14 protein-coding genes are annotated in these 20,779 nt (G+C 72.0%); 3 read left to right on the top strand and 11 right to left on the bottom strand.

From position 1 onward, the window contains the following. Nucleotides 1-74: 74 nt before the first annotated feature. Nucleotides 75-650 carry a transcriptional regulator NrdR gene (gene nrdR, locus AB0J12_RS23170; protein WP_363266256.1) on the bottom strand — a complete coding sequence of 192 codons (576 nt, stop codon included), beginning with the start codon at nucleotides 648-650 and terminating at the stop codon, nucleotides 75-77. Between the two features lie 612 nt (nucleotides 651-1,262). Between nrdR and lexA the strand changes: the two genes are divergently transcribed. Beyond that, nucleotides 1,263-2,042, top strand: a complete 780-nt coding sequence (gene lexA / locus AB0J12_RS23175; protein WP_363266257.1) for a transcriptional repressor LexA — start codon at nucleotides 1,263-1,265, stop codon at nucleotides 2,040-2,042. 341 nt (nucleotides 2,043-2,383) lie between these two features. On the opposite strand, the gene AB0J12_RS23180 is transcribed toward lexA, so the two are convergent. From AB0J12_RS23180 to AB0J12_RS23195, 4 genes are all read right to left on the bottom strand, one after another. Beyond that, nucleotides 2,384-4,423, bottom strand: coding sequence for an ATP-dependent DNA helicase (locus AB0J12_RS23180; RefSeq protein ID WP_363266258.1), 2,040 nt, complete (start codon nucleotides 4,421-4,423; stop codon nucleotides 2,384-2,386). Nucleotides 4,424-4,584: 161 nt separating this feature from the next. Beyond that, on the bottom strand, nucleotides 4,585-5,394 hold the full coding sequence (locus tag AB0J12_RS23185) for a GNAT family N-acetyltransferase (protein ID WP_363266259.1): 810 nt from the start codon (nucleotides 5,392-5,394) through the stop codon (nucleotides 4,585-4,587). A gap of 104 nt (nucleotides 5,395-5,498) precedes the next feature. Then, the gene (locus AB0J12_RS23190; protein WP_363266312.1) at nucleotides 5,499-7,382 is read right to left on the bottom strand and encodes an IucA/IucC family protein; all 1,884 of its coding nucleotides are present in this window, start codon (nucleotides 7,380-7,382) and stop codon (nucleotides 5,499-5,501) included. 257 nt (nucleotides 7,383-7,639) lie between these two features. After that, nucleotides 7,640-9,148 (bottom strand): diaminobutyrate--2-oxoglutarate transaminase family protein, encoded by a 1,509-nt coding sequence (locus AB0J12_RS23195; protein WP_363266260.1) that lies wholly within the window; start codon nucleotides 9,146-9,148, stop codon nucleotides 7,640-7,642. 398 nt (nucleotides 9,149-9,546) lie between these two features. On the opposite strand from AB0J12_RS23195, the gene AB0J12_RS23200 reads away from it, so the two are divergent. After that, on the top strand, nucleotides 9,547-10,776 hold the full coding sequence (locus tag AB0J12_RS23200) for a hypothetical protein (protein ID WP_363266261.1): 1,230 nt from the start codon (nucleotides 9,547-9,549) through the stop codon (nucleotides 10,774-10,776). Between the two features lie 142 nt (nucleotides 10,777-10,918). Continuing rightward, nucleotides 10,919-12,127, top strand: a complete 1,209-nt coding sequence (locus AB0J12_RS23205; RefSeq protein ID WP_363266262.1) for a hypothetical protein — start codon at nucleotides 10,919-10,921, stop codon at nucleotides 12,125-12,127. Nucleotides 12,128-12,217: 90 nt separating this feature from the next. On the opposite strand, the gene hflX is transcribed toward AB0J12_RS23205, so the two are convergent. The 6 genes from hflX to miaA form a co-directional block, all read right to left on the bottom strand. Beyond that, the gene (gene hflX, locus AB0J12_RS23210; RefSeq protein ID WP_363266263.1) at nucleotides 12,218-13,711 is read right to left on the bottom strand and encodes a GTPase HflX; all 1,494 of its coding nucleotides are present in this window, start codon (nucleotides 13,709-13,711) and stop codon (nucleotides 12,218-12,220) included. Nucleotides 13,712-13,836: 125 nt separating this feature from the next. Then, the gene (locus AB0J12_RS23215) at nucleotides 13,837-15,348 is read right to left on the bottom strand and encodes a M1 family metallopeptidase (RefSeq protein WP_363266264.1); all 1,512 of its coding nucleotides are present in this window, start codon (nucleotides 15,346-15,348) and stop codon (nucleotides 13,837-13,839) included. Nucleotides 15,349-15,462: 114 nt separating this feature from the next. Further along, nucleotides 15,463-17,988, bottom strand: coding sequence for an HD domain-containing protein (locus tag AB0J12_RS23220; RefSeq protein ID WP_363266265.1), 2,526 nt, complete (start codon nucleotides 17,986-17,988; stop codon nucleotides 15,463-15,465). Nucleotides 17,989-18,221: 233 nt separating this feature from the next. Then, nucleotides 18,222-19,091 carry a diaminopimelate epimerase gene (gene dapF / locus AB0J12_RS23225; RefSeq protein WP_363266266.1) on the bottom strand — a complete coding sequence of 290 codons (870 nt, stop codon included), beginning with the start codon at nucleotides 19,089-19,091 and terminating at the stop codon, nucleotides 18,222-18,224. 93 nt (nucleotides 19,092-19,184) lie between these two features. Further along, the gene (locus AB0J12_RS23230; protein ID WP_363266267.1) at nucleotides 19,185-19,730 is read right to left on the bottom strand and encodes a hypothetical protein; all 546 of its coding nucleotides are present in this window, start codon (nucleotides 19,728-19,730) and stop codon (nucleotides 19,185-19,187) included. Between the two features lie 108 nt (nucleotides 19,731-19,838). Further along, nucleotides 19,839-20,777: a tRNA (adenosine(37)-N6)-dimethylallyltransferase MiaA gene (gene miaA / locus AB0J12_RS23235; protein WP_363266268.1), complete on the bottom strand. Its 939-nt coding sequence runs from the start codon at nucleotides 20,775-20,777 to the stop codon at nucleotides 19,839-19,841. Between the last annotated feature and the right edge of the window lie 2 nt (nucleotides 20,778-20,779).

Raw genomic sequence — 20,779 nt, forward strand, 5'->3', positions numbered from 1 at the left:
CCGCCCGCAACAGGTCTTCGTGTCGCCGCCGCCGACCGGATCCGGAAGGTTTGCTCCCGTGTCCGGCCCGTCGCTCAGTCGGCGGCGCTCGCGGGTTCGGGGACCTGGACCGCCCCCGATGACCCGCGTTCGTTTTCCTGGCTCCCCTCGCCGGCGCCTGCGCCTGCGTCGCCTTCGCGGTCCTCGTCGACCGCGGCGGGGCGTCCGGTCTGTTCCCTGAGCTCCGCGATGGCGGCCTCGAAGTCCTCGAGCGATTCGAACGCACGGTAGACCGAGGCGAACCGCAGATAGGCGACGAGGTCGAGCTCCTGCAACGGGCCGAGTATGGCCAGCCCCACGTCGTGGGTGGTCAGCTCGGCGCTCCCGGTGGCCCGCACGGCCTCCTCGACCCGCTGGCCGAGCTGGGCGAGCGCGTCCTCGGTGACAGGCCGTCCCTGGCATGCCTTGCGCACGCCGTTGATGACCTTGGTGCGGCTGAAGGGCTCGGTGACTCCGGACCGCTTGACCACCATCAGTGAGCACGTCTCCACCGTCGTGAAACGACGGGAGCAGTCAGGGCACTGACGGCGCCTGCGGATCGACGTGCCGTCGTCGGTCGTACGGCTGTCGACGACACGGCTGTCGGGGTGCCTGCAGAAGGGGCAGTGCATAAACTCCCAACCCTCCTCACAGCAGACTCAATAGCCTCGCTGGGCCTCATGAGCCCCGCGAAGCAGCCCCAAGCATAGGCGATCGCCGAGGGCTCGGAGACCAGGGGGACCACAACTTGTGGGCTGCGGTAGCCATCCAACCACTAGATGTGGGGATTGGCGCATACATGCACACCACGCGTGTGTGTCGCGCCGGTAAGCGGCTCTTGCCGCGCCGGAATGCGGTCGAGCCGGCCGGCGCCGCGGCCGAGCGCGACACGCGGGGCCGACAGGGGTACGGCACTGCGCGTCCGGCCGTATCGTTCCGGCACATCACGGAGATACCGTGGGCGCCGCACGGAGATCGGGTAGGGCTCCCGCGCAGAGCGGGGCCGGTTCGCGGCGCCCGGGAAGCCGGGTGGCAGACTGGGGCCGACGCATCACGGGATCGGCACCCGGCGGTGAAGAGTACAGCAATGGGCGCTTTTGCCCGCCAAGAACCACGTCAGCCATACACCCGGACACACGATCGCGTCACGCGAATCACGGTTTTTCACTCGAACGTGTGTTTGGCGCAACCTTTCGAAAGCAACTACCGTTGTGCTGGCAGGGAGACCACCGAGAGGGGCCGACGTGACCACCACCGCAGACAGCGCCACCATCACCGCCCAGGACCGCTCCCAGGGCCGACTCGAGCCGGTGCATGTGATGAACGAAGCCGTGAACCCCGAGGGGCCCAAGCGCTCCCTGCCGGGGCGACCTCCAGGCATCCGGGCCGACAGCTCGGGGCTCACCGATCGCCAGCGCCGGGTGATCGAGGTCATCCGGGACTCCGTGCAGCGCCGGGGCTATCCGCCTTCGATGCGGGAGATCGGCCAGGCGGTCGGCCTGTCCAGCACGTCCTCCGTCGCCCACCAGCTGATGGCGTTGGAGCGCAAGGGCTTCCTGCGCCGCGACCCGCACCGCCCGCGCGCCTACGAGGTACGGGGCTCCGACCAGGCGGCCCCGATCCAGCCGACGGACACCGCGGGCAAGCCGGCCGCGTCGTACGTCCCGCTGGTGGGCCGGATCGCCGCCGGTGGCCCGATCCTCGCCGAGGAGTCCGTCGAGGACGTCTTCCCCCTGCCGCGGCAGCTCGTCGGTGACGGTGAGCTGTTCGTGCTCAAGGTCGTCGGTGACTCGATGATCGAGGCGGCGATCTGCGACGGCGACTGGGTCACCGTGCGCCGCCAGCCGGTCGCGGAGAACGGCGACATCGTGGCCGCCATGCTGGACGGCGAGGCCACGGTCAAGCGCTTCAAGCGCGAGGACGGCCACGTCTGGCTCCTGCCGCACAACTCCGCATACGAGCCGATCCCCGGTGACGACGCGACGATCCTCGGCAAGGTGGTGGCCGTTCTGCGCCGCGTCTGAGCGCCGCTGCGGCGACCACGCCGGTACGGCCGCGTCGACGCCGCACGCAGCCAGGCGGGCATGCCGACCCGCCGCTCCCTGACTGGGCCCCGGGACCTCTGCGCCGGTTCCGGGGCCCTTGTGCTGCCCTGGCACGACCACTTGCCGGGTCGCGCTCCCGTGCGCGGCCGGCGCGCGTCCTTCGTTCGCCCCGGAATACCCGGCGGGCGGAATCCGCCCTGCACCGTTCGTCGGTCCGGTCGGTCCGGTCCGGTCGGGTGGCTCGCGTCCGCAGCCGGGCAAGCCACCCCGTACGCACCACTGTGGCGAGCCGCGTGCTCACACCGCCGCGGCCCGCATGGTCACACCGCCTCGGGCTGCTTGCTCGCCGCCTCGGCTTGCGCGTCCGCCGCCTCGGCTTGCGCGCTCACCGTCTCGGCCGGCTTCGCTGTCGCATCGATGGCCGCCAGCGACTTTCGCACCTGGTTGCGATCCGTCGTGTACCAGAAGTCAGGCATGGACGCCTTCAGATAGCTGCCGTAGCGGGCCGTGGCCAGACGCTGGTCCAGTACGGCGACCACCCCGCGGTCGCCCGAGGCCCGCACAAGGCGGCCGGCGCCCTGGGCCATCAGCAGTGCCGCATGCGTGGCCGCGACCGCCATGAAGCCGTTGCCTCCGGCGTCCTCCACGGCCTTCTGGCGGGCGCTCATCAGTGGGTCGTCCGGCCGCGGGAACGGGATCTTGTCCATGACGACCAACTGGCAGCTCGCGCCCGGCACGTCGACGCCCTGCCACAGCGAGAGCGTGCCGAACAGGCAGGTCTTCGGGTCGGCGGCGAAGTTCTTGATCAGCTCGCCCAGGGTTTCCTCGCCCTGCAGCAGGATCGGGAACTCGGGGATCCGGCTGCGCAGCTCCTCGGCCGCCAGCTGAGCGGCCCGCATCGAGGAGAACAGGCCGAGGGTACGGCCACCAGCGGCCTGGATCAGCTCGGTCAGTTCGTCCAGCATGTCGGCGCGGTCGCCGTCGCGTGCGGGACGCGCCAGATGCTTGGCGACGTACAGAATGCCCTGCTTGCGGTAGTCGAAGGGCGAACCGACGTCGACGCCCTTCCACTGCGGGACGTCGTCTCCCTCCGTGCCCTCCGGAGCGAGCCCCAGGGAAGCGCCCACGCCGTTGAAATCACCGCCCAGCTTCAGCGTCGCGGAGGTCAGGATCACCGACCGGTCGGCGAACAGCTTCTCCCTGAGCAGGCCGGACACCGACATCGGGGCCACACGCAGCGAGGCGCCGAAGCGGTCGTGCCGCTCGTACCAGACGACGTCCCATTCGGAACCGTTGACGATGCGCTCCGCCACGTCGTGCACGTTCTCCACCGACGCGAGTGCCTGCTTGCGGACCGCGTCCTCGTCCTGCACGGACTTGTCGCGCGTGGCGCCGATCGCGGAGATCACCGTGCGCGCCGCGTCGCGCAGCGCCATCAGGGCGTATCCGAGGTCCTCCGGGGTCTCCTCCAGACGACCCGGCAGCGCCAGCTCCATCAGCCGCTCGAAGCCCTCCGCGGCGGTCTGCAGCTGATCGGCGGCCTTCTCGTTCACGAGTTTCGCCGCGCGGCGCACCGCGCGGTTGACCTGGCCGGGGGTGAGCTCGCCGGTGGCGACGCCGGTGACCCGGGAGACCAGTTCGTGCGCCTCGTCGACGATCAGCACCTCGTGCTGCGGCAGCACGGGAGCGCCCTCGATGGCATCGATCGCGAGCAGCGCGTGGTTGGTGACGACGACCTCGGCGAGCTTGGCGCGCTCACGGGCCATCTCGGCGAAGCACTCGGCACCGTAGGCGCACTTGGTGGCGCCCAGGCACTCCCGAGAGGAGACCGACACCTGAGCCCATGCCCGGTCGGAGACACCCGGGGTGAGGTCGTCCCGGTCGCCGCTCTCCGTGTCGTCCGCCCAGTCGCGCAGGCGCAGCAGGTCCTGACCCAGCTTGCTGGTCGGTGCGGCGGCCTCGAACTGGTCGAACAGGCCCTCCTCCTCGTCCTGCGGAACACCCTCGTGCAGGCGGTGCAGGCACAGATAGTTCGACCGGCCCTTGAGCATGGCGAACTCCGGACGGCGGCGCAGCAATGGATGCAGCGAGTCCACGGTGCGGGGCAGGTCGCGCTCCACGAGCTGACGCTGCAGGGCGAGGGTGGCGGTCGCGACGACGACCCGCTCGCCATGCGCGAGCGCGGGCACGAGATAGCCCAGCGATTTGCCCGTACCGGTGCCGGCCTGGACCAGCAGATGCGAGCTGTCGTCGATCGCCTTGGCGACGGCTTGGGCCATGGCCACCTGGCCGGGACGCTCTGTGCCGCCGACGGCGGCGACCGCAGCGTGCAGGAGTTCGGGAAGTGAGGGCTTCGTCATAGCGCGACCACCCTACGGCTCGGCACTGACAAACGACGGATCGCGGTGGAGACGTGGGACGTGATCAAGGGCGTTCGCGTTCCGAACGAGAGAGGAAGGACCGGGCGGGAACCAACGGTCCGGCAGGGGCGTTCTCGGAGTGACACTGCTACTACACAGCGTCACAGCAGACTCCGCAGGGACCGGTCCCGAAGCATGAGCGCGGCCCGCTTCCCGGGCAGGTCCACCTCTGCGGAGAACCGGAAACCAGCGTTCAGGAACGCGGCAAGGGAGGGGACATTGCGCACATCGGGTTCCGCGACGACACGGGTGCAGGCCGGACGCCGGTCGAGGACCAGGTCGGCCACGGCTCTCAACAGAATGCTGCCGACTCCGCGCCCTCGATCGGCGACATCGCCGAGGAGAAGGTGGAGACCGGTGTCGTGAGGGCGGGCGGGATAGTGCCGGGCCAGTGGATCGAGGTCGGCCCGGTAGAGCTCCCAGTAGCTCATCGGTGTGCCGTCCAGGACGCCGAGGCAGGGCACGCTGCGCCCGTCACCGGTGAGCTGTGCGGCGAGGTGGGCCTCCGTCACGTCGGCCGGACCGGCCAGTTCCCAGAACGCCGCGACTGCGGGGTCGTTCATCCACTGGCTGATGAGCGGCAGGTCCCGGTCAAGGCGGACGGGGCGCAGCTGGAACTCCCCCGCGGCCGTGGTGGTCGGTCCCCACTCCGCGACCTGGTCGAGCAGGTCACCGCCGAGAAGCGGGAGGACGGTGCCCCACACCGGCGAGGAGTCCTGCACAGCCTCGACGCCCTGCGCCGCTTCGGCGTTCTGCACAGCCCCGACACCGGCGTTCTGCGCAGCCCCGGTGTCCTGCCCGGCCCCGGGCTCCCCGGTGACGCGCAAGGCGAGGAAATCGGCCGGGAGCTGGAGATCGAGGGTGTCCTCGGAGTCGGCGGTACCGGTCACAAGGGAGTCGGTGGGAGGCACGGCGGCTCTCCTCTCAGAGGATCAGGGAGCAGAAGGCAGAAGGCGGTACGGAACTTCAGAGGGGAAGAGGTGGGGGCGACGCAGAGGCGACGAGGGTCGCCGCTTCAGCAGCGAAGGGGGTTGGCGATGGTGACGTAGACGGACTGGGTGTCCACCGGACCGACGAGTTCGTCCAGTCCGTGCAGCCGGGTGAGGAGATTGGCCTTGCAGCGCAGGGTGGTCGCGTCCAGCAGCCGGCCGGGCAGCGTGCTGCGCAGCCGTGCGGGACCGGACACTGCGGCGTCGAGGAAACGGCGGAAGGCGGCGAGCAGCAGCCGTTCGTCGGCGAGGCGCTGCGAGCCGAACGCGCCGATCAGGCCGAACACGTTGTTGATCGCGAGGTAGTAGGTGAAGCGCTCGTCGGTGACGTCGTCGGCGACGAAGGTGTCGCTGTGCGCGCCGATGCCGGGAAGCCGGGCGTCGAGTTCGGCGCCGCGGGACTCGCGGAAGTAGTAGCCCTGGTTGTCCCGGTAGCGGCCGCCGACGGGCCATCCGTCGGGGTCCAGCAGGAGCAGCGTGTTCTGCTGGTGGGCCTCCAGCGCGATGCCGGCCTCGCCGTCGAGCCACAGGACGGGGCGGACGACGTGTTCGAGGTAGCGCAGGAACCACTCGGCGGCGACGGCTGCCCGCGGGCGTCCGGTTCGGTGAGCCAGGCGCGTGACCACGTCGGCCAGGCGGGAGCCCGGTGCTGACGCGGTGGACGGCCGGAGGGCGACGAGCCCGGCGATGCACGACACGTCGTCGGCGGGGGTGAACGGGTTGTGCCGGATCACCACGTCGAGTCCCGTCACCGGGTGGCCGTCCCGGTCGTCGACGGCGAGCCAGGCGGGGTCGCGGACGATGTCGAAGGCGGGGTGCGCGGCCTGCCACTGCCGGGCCAGTCCCGAGCGCAGCAGCCGGTGGACCTCGACACCACGGTGGAGTTCCTTGCGGAGGTTCTCACGGCGGGAGTTGGTGATGCGCAGGCCCAGGGACAGCTTGAGCATGGCCGGGGCGCCGGGTCGGTACAGGGTGCGGACGGAGGAGGTGGGGTGCCACGCGGGACCGTGGGGTCCGAGGTCGCGCAGCAGGCCGGAGTCGAACAGGGCGGCCGCTTCGGGCCGGTGGCGGACTTCGCGGAGTTGCCAGGGGTGCGCGGGCAGGGCCGCGTAGCCGTCGGGCAACGGCAGTGCGGGGCCGGCGAGTCGGGCGGTGAGCCGGTCGGCGGGGACGATCCGGCCGCGCTCGGTCCAGGCGGAGTCGGTGGCGAGTGCGGAAGGGGCGACGGCGATCCAGTGGAGTGGGAAGGAGCCGTGCAACTCGGGTGAGTAGAGCCGGTTTTCGGCCTCCGACAGGCCTTCGCGGCTCTTCGGGGTCGGATGCAGCGGATGGCCCAGCGTCAGGGCCTGCTCCGCCGAGAGGAAGAGATCCGGCCCGTGGGCGGAGCGGGCGCGGTGTTCGCTGACGAAGGAGGTGGTGCGGCGCACGGAGTCCGCGACCCGGGCGACCAGATCGGTGGCGTCGGCGTCGGCAGTGCCGCCGACGGTGGTGCCACCGCCCGTGGTGGTGCCACCGCCCGTGGTGGTGCCACCGCCCGTGGTGGTGCCACCGACGAGGCTGGTGTCGCCGCCGGTGCTGGTGCGGCCGCCGGTGGCAGCGCTCTCCCGGGTGAGCAGGGCGGCGACGGTGACGGCGTCGGCAGGCGGGGACGCTTCGGGGGCGCCGGCCAGGCGGGGCGCGCCGAAGCGGTGCCAGCCGGTCGGGGACCAATGGCGGACCGGGACGAGCAGGGCCGTGCCGGTGGCCGGCAGCGGGATGCGCAGGGTCTCTCCGGTGGGGGCGGGGACACCGGCCTCGCGGACCCAGCAGCGCAGGAGGTTCTCCACGGCCGCGGCCTGGGCCGCCGTGTGCGGATCGGGGTGGGCCACCGGGTCGGCGCCGGAGGGCGCCGGCCGGGGCACGCCGGTCACCGCTTGCGCGCTGCCGGAGGCCGCCGTCGGCCCGGGGGTGCCGTGCTGGTGTCCGCACGGCCGCCACTCGCGCGCCGGCCCTCCTTGCTGGGGGACGGTCGCGGCGGCGGGGGCGGCCGGGGCGTGCGGGTCGGGGCTGCCGGCGGAGTCGGCGGTGGGGGCGGCGGAGGCGGAGGCAGATGCGGAGGCGGAGATGGGGTTCAAGGAGGTTCCTCGTGACGTCGTGCGGTGAGGGGGTGCGCGGTGCGGACGGACGGTCAGCCCGGCTGTGGGCTGTATGCACCGCGCTGCTCGCGGTACTGGTCGCGCTCCTGGGCGGTCGGGACCGTACGGGCGGCTGCCGCCACCGCGTCGGCGAGCCGGTCGAGGACCGCGGTGGCCTGTTCGTCGGTGATCGTCAGGGGTGGAAGCAGCCGGACGACGCTCGCGTGCCGGCCGCCGAGTTCGACGATCAGTCCGCGGCGCAGGCATTCCCGCTGGACGGCTGCGGCAAGCCGCGGGGACGCCGGGCGAGGGCGTCGGGCGGATTCCGGGCGCGCGTCCCGGAGGTCTTCCGACGCGAGCCCGCCGACGCCCGATGTGTCTCCCAAGACGTCCGCTTCCACGAGGTCGCTCGCCACGACGCCGCCCGCCACGACGTCCGCCGCCTCCGCCTCCGCCTCGACCATTTCCATCCCGATCATCAGCCCCCGTCCCCGCACGTCTCCCACACAGGAGAACTCCTCGCTAAGTCGCCGAAGTTGGTTCAGCATGCGGGAGCCCAGGGTGGCCGCGCGTTCGGCGAGGCCGTGGCGGCGGACGTAGGCGAGGGTCGCCGTGCCCGCGGCCATGGCGAGCTGGTTGCCGCGGAAGGTGCCCGCGTGGGCGCCGGGTTGCCAGAGGTCGAGGTCGTCGCGGTACACGACGACGGCCAGCGGGAGGCTGCCGCCGATGGCCTTGGACAGGACCATGACGTCGGGGGTGATGCCGCTGTGCTCCACGGCCCAGAAGGCGCCGGTGCGGCCGACCCCGGTCTGGACCTCGTCGGCGATGAGGGGGATGGACCGGGCGGCAGTGATCTCGCGGACGCGCCGCATCCAGGTGTCGGGCGCCGGGATGACACCGCCCTCGCCCTGGACGGGTTCGACGATCAGCCCGGCGGGGTGCGGGACGCCGGACTTGGGATCGTCGAGCACGGACTCGGCCCAGCGAGCGGCGAGTTCGGCGCCCGCCTCCCCGCCGACGCCGAAGGGACAGCGGTAGTCCTGCGGATACGGCAGGCGGGTCACGCGGCTGCCGTGTCCGGGCAGGTCGGCGGCGTGGCCGGAGACTTCCTGGGCGCCTGTGGTCATGCCGTGATAGGCGCCGGTGAACGCGAGGATGCCGGTCCGGCCGGTCGCGGTGCGGACGAGTTTGAGCGCGGCTTCCACGGCGTCGGTCCCGGCCGGCCCGCAGAACTGGACGCGAGCACGGCCCGCCAGTCCGGGCGGCAAGGTGCTGAGCAGCTCGGTGACGAAGGCGTCCTTGACGGGTGTGGCGAGGTCGAGGGCGTGCAGGGGAGCGCCGGAGTCGAGGACGTCCCGGATCGCCTCCAGGACGACGGGGTGATTGTGGCCCAGGGCGAGGGTCCCGGCCCCGGACAGGCAGTCGAGGTAACGGCGTCCGTCGGCGCCCTCGATGGTGAGGCCGCGGGCCCGTACCGGCACGATCGGCAGGGCACGCGCGTAGGTGCGTGCCGCCGACTCGCGCGCCGCCTGCCGTCTCAGGATCCCCTCGGTGACGCCCACGGCTTGTTCTCCTCCCGCCATCCGGAGGCGAGTTGCCGCTCACAGGCTGTGTCCCGCCCCCTCACCCGGTATGCCGGAGCCGGACGGCGGCGCACCGCGGCCCCGGACCCCACCGCTACCAACAGCGCACCGCCGCACTGGTTACGGGTGGCGCGCCACCCCGCCGGTGACGCCGCACACCACGCAGGGCACACCACCCCGCGCAAGACCTCGCTTCCCTGGTCGGACGACCCGCCCCCGCTGACCGTCTGTAGCCGAACCGTTGCCGTTCCGCCGGAAGTCCCCCACAGCGAGCGCATAGTGTGTGATCCCGTTCCGGACGCCGTGCGCACGCCCCGAGCAGCACAGAGGGGCAGTGGCACGGCGGCAGTACGTCCATCCCAGGGGGAGTCAGCAGCATGCGATCCATACGGCCGTCGTTCACCGCTCGCCGGGAGGGAGGCGCACGCCGCGGAGCTTCCCGCGGGCTGGCCGCGCTCGCCCTCGTCTCGGCGCTGGCCCTCACCGCCACCGCCTGTGAGGGCGGCGACGACAACGCCGACGGCCGGCCCACCGAGAACGCGACCTCCTCCGCAGCGGGCGACACGCAGATCAAGATCCCGGACGATCTGAAGAACCGGCTCAAGGAGCACGGGATCGATCTCGGCAAGTGGAAGAACGGCGCCTGGAAGAACTGGGACAGGGACCAGTGGCTGCGTGAGGCGCAGGACTTCATCAACCCGATCATCAAGGGCCTGTGGGACCCGGACCGGATGCGGGGCGCCGAGGACCCCGACCGGGGTGTCGACGACAACGACCTCTCCGGTGACCAGGGCGTCACCGACCCGACTCCGGCGCCGGTGCAGGCGAAGGCCGTCGCGCCGGGGTACCACGCCAACGCGCCCGAGGCCGGCAAGGTGTTCTTCGACTCGCCCGAGGGCACGATGGTCTGCTCGGCGACGGTGGTGAAGGACCCGGCCCACCCGGGCAAGTCCAACCTGGTGTGGACGGCGGGGCACTGCGTCCACGCGGGCAAGAAGGGCGGCTGGTACCGCAACATCGCGTTCGTGCCGTCGTACAACGACTCCGGGAAGTCTGTCGCCGAGTTGCAGAACGCCACCCGGGAGCAGGTCGCTCCGTACGGCGTGTGGTGGGGTGACTGGGCGCAGACCTCGGATCAGTGGATCGAGCAGGGCGGCGAGACCGGCGGTGACGGGGCGTCGTACGACTACGCGGTGATCCATGTGACGCCGGAGCAGGGCAGCGGCGGCAAGTCGCTGGAGGAGACGGTCGGTTCGGCGCTGCCGGTCGACTTCGACCCCCCGGCCGTGCCGAAGATCGGGAGCCTGACGGCGACCGGCTACCCGGCGGCCAAGCCGTACGACGGGCAGAAGCTGTACCGCTGCCAGGACAGGCCCGGGCGGCTGTCGCTGAACGCCACCGACCCGACGATGTACCGCATCGGCTGCACGATGACCGGCGGGTCCTCCGGCGGTGGCTGGGTCGCGCAGGGATCGGACGGCAAGCCCGCGCTGGTGTCCAACACCTCGATCGGCCCGGTGACGGCCGGCTGGCTGGCCGGTCCGCGGCTGGGCAAGGTGGCCAAGGGCGTGTACGACGCGGTGAGCAAGAAGTACGCCGGGCAGTAGCCGCCCGCCGGGGTGAGCGGCGGTGGCGTCCCACGGGAACCTTCACGATCTCGCCGCCGTTCGCCCTCATCCGTCCGTGCATGATGACAGCGCTCCACTCACATCGGCTCGACGACAGCACATCAACGGGGGTACACGCACCATGCGTTCCACGTCAGCACGCACCACGACGCCACGCGTCCGGCGTCGCCGTACGGCTCTCGCCGCCGCCGGCGTCGTCGCGGCCCTGGCACTCACCGCCACTGCCTGCAACGGTTCCGACGACGACAAGGCGAGCGGCACGCCCGGCGCCGACGCCTCCCAGTCCGCGGATCCGGGCCAGGTGAAGATCCCGGCCGGTCTGGCCGACAAGCTCAAGAAGCACGGCATAGACGTCGACCAGTGGAAGAACGGCGGCTGGAAGAACTGGGACAAGGACAAGTGGCTCAGTGACGCCAAGGACTTCGTCAACCCGGTGATCCAGGGCCTGTGGAAGCCGGAGCGGATGAAGTCCGCGAAGGAGGCCGACAAGACGGTCACCGCCAAGGACGCCCCGGCCGACCAGGGCGTCAGCGACCCGGAGCCGGCCCCGGTGCAGGCCGTGGCCGAGAAGACGCCGTACGAAGTGAACGCGGCCCCGGTCGGCAAGGTCTTCTTCGACTCGCCCGAGGGATCGATGGTCTGCTCGGGCACGGTGGTCAAGGACGCGAACCACCCGGGCAAGTCCAACCTGGTGTGGACCGCGGGGCACTGTGTGCACGCCGGCGGCAACGGCGGCTGGTACCGCAACATCGCGTTCGTGCCAGCGTACAACGACCTCGGCAAGTCCGAGGCACAGCTGACTAACGCCCCCGCGCGGGAGATCGCTCCGTACGGCGCCTGGTGGGCGGACTGGGCCTCCACCTCCAACCAGTGGATCCAGGGCGGCTCGGAGACGGGCGGCGCGGGTGCCGCGTACGACTACGCGGTGCTGCACGTGAAGCCGGAGCAGGGCGCGAAGTCCCTGGAGGAGACGGTCGGAGCCGCGCTGGACGTGGACTTCTCCGCGCCGTCCGCGCGGCAGGCGGGCACGATGGGCGCCTGGGGTTACCCGGCGGCGCCGCCGTACAACGGGCTGAAGATGTTCAAGTGCCTCGACCGGCCCGGGCGTTTCTCGCTGTCCCCGTCGCTGCCGAACATGTACCGCATCGGCTGCACCATGACCGGCGGCAGCTCCGGCGGTGGCTGGTTCCGGGTGGTCGACGGCCGGACCAAGCTGGTGTCGAACACCTCCATCGGCCCGACCGACAACACCTGGCTGGCCGGTCCGCAGCTGGGCCCGGAGGCCGAGGCGCTGTATCAGAACATGAGCAAGACGTACGGCGGTCAGTGAGACGCCGGAACATCCCGAAGGCCCGCCCCCTGCGAGGGGGCGGGCCTTCGGGCGTCACACGCCCGTGTCACTCGTGACCCGGCAGTCTGCTCAGGCCGCCGGCGCCGGAACGTACGGCGCGAGCTCGGCGGCCAGCTCCTCGTGCACCCGCACCTTGAGCAGGGTGCCCTCCGCGGTGTGCTCCTCGGAGATCACCTCGCCCTCGTCGTGGGCGCGGGCGACCAGCTTGCCGTGCGTGTAGGGCACGAGCGCCTCGATCTCGACGGACGGCCGGGGCAGTTCCGCGTCGATCAGGGCGAGCAGCTGGGACATGTTCTGACCGGTGCGGGCAGAGACGGCGATGGAGCGCTTCTCCACCCGCATCAGGCGCTGAAGCACCAGCGGGTCCGCCGCGTCCGCCTTGTTGACCACGACGATCTCGGGTACGCCGGTGGCACCGACGTCCCGGATCACCTCGCGGACCGCGGCCAGCTGCTCCTCCGGGTTCGGGTGCGAGCCGTCCACCACGTGCAGGATCAGGTCGGACTCGCCGACCTCCTCCATGGTGGAGCGGAACGCCTCGACCAGGTGGTGGGGCAGGTGGCGCACGAAGCCGACGGTGTCGGCCAGCGTGTAGAGCCGGCCGCTCGGGGTCTGTGCCCGGCGCACGGTCGGGTCCAGGGTCGCGAACAGGGCGTTCTCGACCAGGACGCCCGCGCCGGTGAGGCGGTTGAGCAGCGAGGACTTGCCGGCGTTGGTGTAGCCCGCGATGGCTACGGACGGCACCTTGTGGCGCTTGCGCTCCTGGCGCTTGATCTCGCGGCCGGTCTTCATCTCCGCGATCTCCCGGCGCATCTTCGCCATCTTCTCGCGGATCCGCCGCCGGTCCGTCTCGATCTTGGTCTCACCGGGACCACGGGTGGCGAGGCCGCCGCCCTTGCCGCCGCCCATCTGCCGGGACAGCGACTGACCCCAGCCGCGCAGCCGCGGCAGCATGTACTGCATCTGCGCGAGAGCGACCTGCGCCTTGCCCTCGCGGGACTTGGCGTGCTGGGCGAAGATGTCGAGGATCAGGGCCGTACGGTCGATGACCTTGACCTTGACGACGTCCTCGAGGTGGATCAGCTGACCGGGGCTGAGCTCACCGTCGCAGATGACGGTGTCCGCGCCCGTCTCCAGGACGATGTCGCGCAGCTCCTCGGCCTTGCCGGAACCGATGTAGGTGGCCGCGTCGGGCTTGTCGCGGCGCTGGATGACGCCGTCGAGCACGAGCGCACCCGCGGTCTCCGCGAGGGCTGCGAGCTCGGCCAGCGAGTTCTCGGCGTCGTCGACGGTCCCCGAGGTCCAGACACCGACGAGCACGACCCGCTCCAGACGGAGCTGGCGGTACTCGACCTCGGTGACGTCCTCGAGCTCGGTGGAAAGGCCCGCCACACGGCGCAGAGCCGCGCGCTCGGAGCGGTCGAGCTGGTCGCCGTCCCGGTCTCCGTCGATCTCGTGGCTCCAGGCGACGTCCTCTTCCATCAGGGCATCGGCCCGAAGTCCTTCGGGGTAAGTGTGCGCGAGGCGCTTGGTGGCCTGGGAAGAGGAAGAAGAGGAGGTCATTGGGTCCTTACGTCGATGGGGATTCCGTCACTGTTCACAACGCGCGAGTACCCCGGGAGATTCCCGCGTCCCGCCTCGTGGCGACCCGAAGATGGTCGCACGGAACGGCCCGTCTCGTCACCGGCTTATTTGTCCGCTGTCTTGCGGTCCGCCGTCTTCTGCGAAGCCGCCGCTTTCTGCGGCGCCGCCGACTTCCAGTCGGGGTGTCCCGGCATCGGCGGGGTCTTCGTGCCGTACAGCCAGGCGTCGAAGAATCCGCGCAGGTCACGGCCGGCGATGCCGGAGGCCAGGTGGACGAAGTCGGCCGTGGTCGCGGTGCGGTCGCGATGGTTTTGGACCCAGACGCGCTCCAGGCGCTCGAAGGCGGGCCGGCCGATCTCCTGGCGCAGGGCGTACAGGGCCAGCGCGGCCCCGTCGTAGATGTTCGCCCGGAAGATGCCGATCTTCTGGCCGGGCTGCGGCGGCTTGGGGGCGGCGGGCGGCCCGCCGGCCGCGCGCCAGCCGTCGGAGGCGGCGTAGGCGGCCTTCATGCGCGCCTCCATCGGCTTGTGCGCCTTCTCTTCGGCGTACAGGGCCTCGTACCAGGTGGCGTGTCCCTCGTTGAGCCACACGTCGGACCAGGTCCGCGGGCTGACGCTGTCGCCGAACCACTGGTGCGACAGCTCGTGCACCATGATCGACTCGACGTACCAGGCCGGGTAGGCGGGGTCGGTGAACAGATCCCGCTCGAAGAGGGAGAGCGTCTGCGTCTCCAGCTCGAACCCGGTCGCGGCCCGGGCCATCAGCAGCCCGTACGTCTCGAACGGGTAGCGCCCGGCCTTGCTCTCCATCCAGGCGATCTGGTCCGGGGTCTTCTTCAGCCACGGCTCCAGGATCGTGCGGTCCTTGCTGGGCACGACGTCCCGCACGGGCAGGCCGTGCGGACCGTCGCGGTGCAGCACGCTGGAGCGGCCGATGGACACCTGCGCCAGCTCGGTGGCCATGGGGTGCTGAGTGCGGTACGTCCAGGTGGTGGACCCGCCGGCGCGGTCGACCGTGGCGGGCAGGCCGTTCGCGACGGCGGTGTAGCCGTTGGGCGCGGCCACCCGGAAGGTGAACATCGCCTTGTCGGACGGGTGATCGTTGCACGGGAAGACCAGGTGGGCCGCGTCGGCCTGGTTGGCCATGGCGAGGCCGTCCGTGGTGCGGACCCAGCCTCCGTCACGGCCCTGGACCGGCCTCGGGTCGCTGGTGTGCCGGACGGTGATCCGCGTCCAGCTGCCCGGCGCGAGCGGCCGCTGCGGGGTGACGACCAAGTCCTCACCGGCCTTCGCGAAGGAGGCGGGACGGCCGTCGACCTCGACGGAGGACACCGTGCCGTGCGCGAAGTCCAGGTTCAGCCGGTCCAGGGCAGCCGTGGTCCAGGCGTCGATGGTGGTGACCGCCTGGAGGGGCTTGTCGTTGCGGCCGGAATAGGTCAGGGACAGGTCGTACGACGCGACGTCGTACCCCGGGTTGCCGAGGTTCGGGAAGAGGCGGTCGCCGACGCCGAGCGGGGCGGCCGGGGCGTTCGCGGCGACGAGGCAGACGGAGACGGCGGAGGCGAGCAGCGCCGTCTTCAGGCGCCGGATGGTCTTCGTGCGGGGGGTGCGCGGCATGGAACACCGCTACCAGCGCACGCGCGCGTGGCGGCGACGGCACGCGCCCGGCCCACCCGAAAGAGGGGTGCGCCGGGTCGCCGGGCGGAGGTGCGGGATCGTGCCGGACGGGTCTCAGAGCAGCGGTGGGGCGTGGTGCTGGGCGCGGTCCACGTCGTAGACGCCGGGGACGTTGCGCATCGCCCGCATGAGGGCGGGCAGGTGAGCGGCGTCCGGGAGCTGGAGCGTGTAGGTGTGTCGGACGCGTTGCTGCGTCGGGGGCTCGACGGTCGCGGAGACGATCTCTGCGCCTTCGAGGGCGATGGCCTCGGTGAGGTCGGCGAGGAGGTGGGGGCGTCCGAACGATTCGGCGACCAGGGTCACCCGGCATGCCGTGGTCTCGCCCCAGCGCACGTCGACCTCCGCACGCCCCCCGCCGCGCATGCGCGCCACGGTGGCGCACTCCGCGCGGTGCACCGTGACGGCCCCGCCGCGCACGGCGAAGCCGGTGATCTCGTCGGGCGGAACGGGGGTGCAACAGCGGGCGAGCCGTGCGGTGGCCCCGTCGCGGCCGAGGACCGTCACGTCGGCGCCACGGGGGCGCGCGCCGCGCGGATGTGACGCGCGGCGTGCGCCGGGGGTGGACTCCGCCTCGGCTGCTCCGGCGTTCTCGGTGCTGTGCGTTTCCGCTGTACGGCGCGATGCTGCGGCGGCGGGTGGAGCGGAGGCGTCGTACGGCATGCCTGCACGAGCGGGGCCGCTGACGCGTTCGGCGTTCTCCGCCGCAGGCACACCGGCCGCGCTGCCGACGATGCGCGAGGGAGACTGTGCGCCCTGGTCGAGGTCTCGCGCGCCTGTCGCGCCCCCGGCACGTCCCCCTGCGCCCGGCGCTCCCCCGCGCGCCGGGCGCACGCCAGGCGCACTGGCGCTCGCACCGGCGCTCTCAGCACCCTGATCCGCGCCTTCGCGCTGCGGCTGCCCCGCCTCCTCCGCCTGCGCCGTCTTGTCCGGGCCCTGGGCTTCCGGCCCCGGGTGCGACGCCAGCCACCGCTGGATCGCGATCCGTGCCGCGGGCGTGTGCGCGTACTCCAGCCACTCCGGCGACGGTTCCGAGGCCGGGTCCTGCCCCATGAGCGGCTCCACGGTGTCGCCGTCGCGCAGGACCGTGCCCAACGGCGCCAGCAGGCCGTTGAGGCGGGCCCCGATGCAGGCGTGGGCGTCCTCGCCGTACTGCGCGTAGGCGGCGTCCACGCAGGTCGCCCCCTCGGGCAGGCCGATCGGGCCGCCGTCGGGCCGGAAGACGGTGATCTCCCGGTCCTGGGCGAGGTCCTCGCGCAGGGTCGTCCAGAAGGTGTCGGGGTCGGGTGCGGCCCGCTGCCAGTCCAGGAGCCGGGAGAGCCAGCCGGGCCGGGTGGGATCGGCGCGCTCACCGTCGGGCGGGGACTGCTCGTCCGACGGCGGCGCGTAGGGATTGCCGAGGGCGACCACGCCGGCCTCGGCGACCTTGTGCATCTGGTGGGTGCGGATGAGGACTTCGGCCACCTGGCCGTCCGCGCGGGCCACCGCGGTGTGCAGCGACTGGTACAGGTTGAACTTGGGTACGGCGATGAAGTCCTTGAACTCCGAGACGACCGGCGTCATACAGGTGTGCAGTTCGCCGAGCACGGCGTAGCAGTCGGCGTCCTCGTTGACCAGCACGAGCAGGCGGCCGAAGTCGGCGCCGCGCAGCTGACCGCGTTTGCGCGCGATGCGGTGCAGGGAGACGAAGTGGCGGGGCCGGATGAGGACTTCGGCCGGGATGTCGGCCTCGCGCAGTACCCTGCGCGCCTCGTCCGCGATCTCGGCGAGCGGGTCGCCGGCACGCGCGGCGTTCTCGACGATCAACTCGCGGGTGTGCTCGTACTCCTCGGGGTGGAGGATCGCGAAGACCAGGTCCTCCAGCTCGGTCTTGAGGGCCTGGACGCCGAGGCGTTCGGCGAGCGGGATGAGCACGTCGCGGGTCACGCGCGCGATGCGGGCCTGTTTCTCGGGGCGCATCACGCCGAGGGTGCGCATGTTGTGCAGCCGGTCGGCGAGTTTGATCGACATCACGCGGACGTCGTTGCCGGTGGCGACGAGCATCTTGCGGAACGTCTCCGGTTCGGCGGCGGCGCCGTAGTCGACCTTCTCCAACTTGGTGACGCCGTCGACCAGATAACGCACCTCCTCGCCGAACTGCTCCCCGACCTGATCGAGCGTCACGTCCGTGTCCTCGACGGTGTCGTGCAGCAGGGAGGCGGTCAACGTCGTGGTCTCCGCGCCGAGTTCGGCGAGGATCAGGGTGACCGCGAGGGGATGCGTGATGTACGGCTCGCCGCTCTTGCGCATCTGACCGCGGTGCGAGGACTCGGCCAGCACGTAGGCGCGCCGCAGGGGGTCGAGGTCGGCGTCGGGGTGGTGGGCGCGGTGGGCGTCGACGACGTGGCTGATGGCGTCGGGCAGCCGGTCGCGGGCGGCGGGGCCGAGCAGCGCGGCGCGGCCCAGGCGGCGCAGGTCGATGCGGGGGCGGCCCTTGCGGCGCGGGGACGGCGGCGCGCCCTGCTCCAGCGCCGCGGTGGAAGCGGGCGCGACCTGGCCTGTCACCGGGCCTTCGGTCACAGGATTCGTGGCCTCCGCACTCATGGGCACCTCCGGCTGCGTGGACCGGCGGACGGGGTGCCCCAGGACGGACACGGCTCAGGGGAGGGCGACTCCCCCGTCCGAGCCGGTGCTTGATGCTACCGAGCCCACCACGCGCGTTTGACCGTCTCTCGGCGAGCGTGAAACGGATCACCCATTCGAGCGACGGTCAACGGGTTTGCGGCGTGGCGTCAACCGCCGTCCGGGCGCTACCGGGTCGGCGGCCGGGCCGGGTGTCAGCCGAGCGCGCCGCGCAGCCACTCCGCGTCGATCCGGCCCTCCGCGACGATCACCGCGGGGCCGGTCATCTCGATCTCGCCGTCGGGACGCTCGGTGATCACCAGACGTCCGCCGGGGACGTCCACGGTGTACGTCGCCGGGGTGCCGGTGGTGGCCGGCTCGGCACCGTCGCGACGGGCGGTGGCGACGGCGACGGCGCACGCGCCCGTGCCGCACGAGCGGGTCTCACCGGAGCCTCGCTCGTGCACGCGCATGGCGACGTGCCGCTCGCCGCGGTCGACGACGAACTCGACGTTGACGCCGTCCGGGTAGGCGGAGGCCGGGCTGAACGGCGGCGGGGTGTACAGGTCCCCCGCGTGCGCGAGGTCGTCGACGAAGGCGACGGCGTGCGGGTTGCCCATGTTGACGTTCCGCGCGGGCCAGCTGCGCTCGCCGACGCTCACCGTGACGTCGCCCTCGGGCAGGACCGCCTTGCCCATGCCGACGGTGACGTCGCCGTCCTTGGCGATGTGCACGCTCTTCACGCCCCCGCGCGTGGCGACGGCCAGGTCGCCCTCGCCGACGTGGCCGGCGTACTGGAGGTAGCGCGCGAACACGCGCACGCCGTTGCCGCACATCTCGGCGATCGAGCCGTCGCCGTTGCGGTAGTCCATGAACCATTCGGCCTCGGCGGCCATGGCCTTCGCCTCGGGATGTGCCGCGGACCGCACGACGTGCAGCACTCCGTCGCCGCCGATGCCCGCACGGCGGTCGCACAGGGCGGCGACGGCGGCCGGGGACAGGTCGAGGGCGTTCTCCGGGTCCGGGACGATCACGAAGTCGTTCTCGGTGCCGTGACCCTTGAGGAAGGCGATCCGCGTGCTCATGCCTCGATCGTACGGGAGGGCTCCGCCGGGACGCCGACGGGAGGCGGGCCAGGTGAGCGGCGGTGCGGGCGGTCCCGCACGGCACCGGCGCGCTCAGCGCAGCCGTGCCACCCGCCACACGGCGAGCGTCACGACGACGGCCACCAGCAGGACGTACCCGAGTACGACCCGCCAGTCCAGGCGGCGGCCCGAGCCACGGGGTGGCAGGCCCGGCCAGGTGTAGCCCACGCGCCGGGCGGCCATCATGCCCCAGCCGGCCGCGCAGGAGCAGATCAGCAGCCCCAGCATGGCGATGACGGCACCGCTGTCGCCGAAGTCGAAGGCGAGCGGGAAGGCGAACATCAGGGAGCCGCTCGCCGCGAGCGCGACGATCGGCGCGAGCTGCCACAGCCGCAGCCGGCGCTGCGGGCGCAGCTCGACCTCGACCTCGGGCCCGCCCACGAACATCTCTTCCGGTTCCGGACCGTCCGCGGTCACGCCGCCCTGGGTGTCGTCGGGGCCGTCGGGGCTCAGCGGGTCCCCGTCCGGTACCGAACGGTCGCCGTCGAGGCCCGAACCGCTTGTGCCCTGCGGCTCTTCACCCCTGTCGGTGGTGACGGGCTCGGTGTCTTGTGCGGTGTCGCGAGGGCCGGCCTCCATCGCCACGCGCCCTCCCAACTCGGACTCCACTTGGTCGATCGAAGCTCGATGATGGCACGGCGCCGGAGGCCGGGATGACGGCCTGGGCGTCCCGATGCCATGACGTGATCAGGCTGTAACCGGTCGGTCGATCAACGCCAGGGCGAGCTGCGGAAGTTCCCCGAGGTCCGCCGCGGCCCCACTGAGCCAGTGCACCCGCGGGTCGCGCCGGAACCACGAATCCTGGCGGCGCGCGAAGCGCTTGGTGGCACGGACGGTCTCGGCGCGCGCCTCCTCGAGGGTGCACTCCCCGGCGAGCGCCGTGAGCACCTGCTGATAGCCGAGGGCGCGCGATGCCGTACGCCCCTCACGCAACCCCCGCGCCTCCAGCGCACGCACCTCGTCCACGAGCCCGGCCTCCCACATGCGGTCGACCCGGCGGGCGATGCGCTCGTCGAGTTCGGGGCGTGTCACGTCGACGCCGATCTGCACGGTGTCGTAGACCGAGTCGTGGCCGGGGAGGTTCGCCGTGAAGGGCTTGCCGGTGATCTCGATCACCTCGAGCGCCCGGACGATCCGGCGCCCGTTGCTGGGCAGGATCGCCCGCGCCGCTTCGGGGTCGGCGGCGGCCAGCCGGGCGTGCAGGGCGCCGGAGCCGCGCAGCGCCAGCTCCTCCTCCAGGCGGGCCCTGACCTCGGGGTCGGTGCCGGGGAACTCCAGGTTGTCGACGGCACCGCGGACGTAGAGGCCCGAGCCGCCGACCAGGATCGGCCAGCGGCCGGCGGCGAGCAGGTCGTCGATCCGCTGGCGGGCGAGCCGCTGGTACTCGGCGACGGAGGCGGTGACGGTCACGTTCCAGATGTCGAGGAGGTGGTGCGGCACTCCGGCCCGCTCCTCCTGCGTCAGTTTGGCGGTGCCGATGTCCATCCCTCGGTACAACTGCATGGAGTCGGCGTTGACGACCTCGCCGCCGAGTTGCCGGGCGAGAAAGACGCCGAGGTCGGACTTGCCGGCTGCGGTGGGGCCGACGACGGCGATGACGCGGGGGGCGGGAGGTGCGCTGCTCACCG

It is taken from the genome of Streptomyces sp. NPDC049915, from assembly GCF_040656475.1.
GTDB lineage: Bacteria > Actinomycetota > Actinomycetes > Streptomycetales > Streptomycetaceae > Streptomyces.

What these genes read in the sequence shown, in the direction of transcription:
- nrdR (WP_363266256.1), bottom strand. Translation starts at nt 650, where the DNA reads ATGCACTGCCCCTTCTGCAGGCACCCCGACAGCCGTGTCGTCGACAGC.
- AB0J12_RS23180 (WP_363266258.1), bottom strand. Translation starts at nt 4,423, where the DNA reads ATGACGAAGCCCTCACTTCCCGAACTCCTGCACGCTGCGGTCGCCGCC.
- AB0J12_RS23200 (WP_363266261.1), top strand. Translation starts at nt 9,547, where the DNA reads ATGCGATCCATACGGCCGTCGTTCACCGCTCGCCGGGAGGGAGGCGCA.
- AB0J12_RS23205 (WP_363266262.1), top strand. Translation starts at nt 10,919, where the DNA reads ATGCGTTCCACGTCAGCACGCACCACGACGCCACGCGTCCGGCGTCGC.
- hflX (WP_363266263.1), bottom strand. Translation starts at nt 13,711, where the DNA reads ATGACCTCCTCTTCTTCCTCTTCCCAGGCCACCAAGCGCCTCGCGCAC.
- AB0J12_RS23215 (WP_363266264.1), bottom strand. Translation starts at nt 15,348, where the DNA reads ATGCCGCGCACCCCCCGCACGAAGACCATCCGGCGCCTGAAGACGGCG.
- AB0J12_RS23220 (WP_363266265.1), bottom strand. Translation starts at nt 17,988, where the DNA reads ATGAGTGCGGAGGCCACGAATCCTGTGACCGAAGGCCCGGTGACAGGC.
- dapF (WP_363266266.1), bottom strand. Translation starts at nt 19,091, where the DNA reads ATGAGCACGCGGATCGCCTTCCTCAAGGGTCACGGCACCGAGAACGAC.
- AB0J12_RS23230 (WP_363266267.1), bottom strand. Translation starts at nt 19,730, where the DNA reads ATGGAGGCCGGCCCTCGCGACACCGCACAAGACACCGAGCCCGTCACC.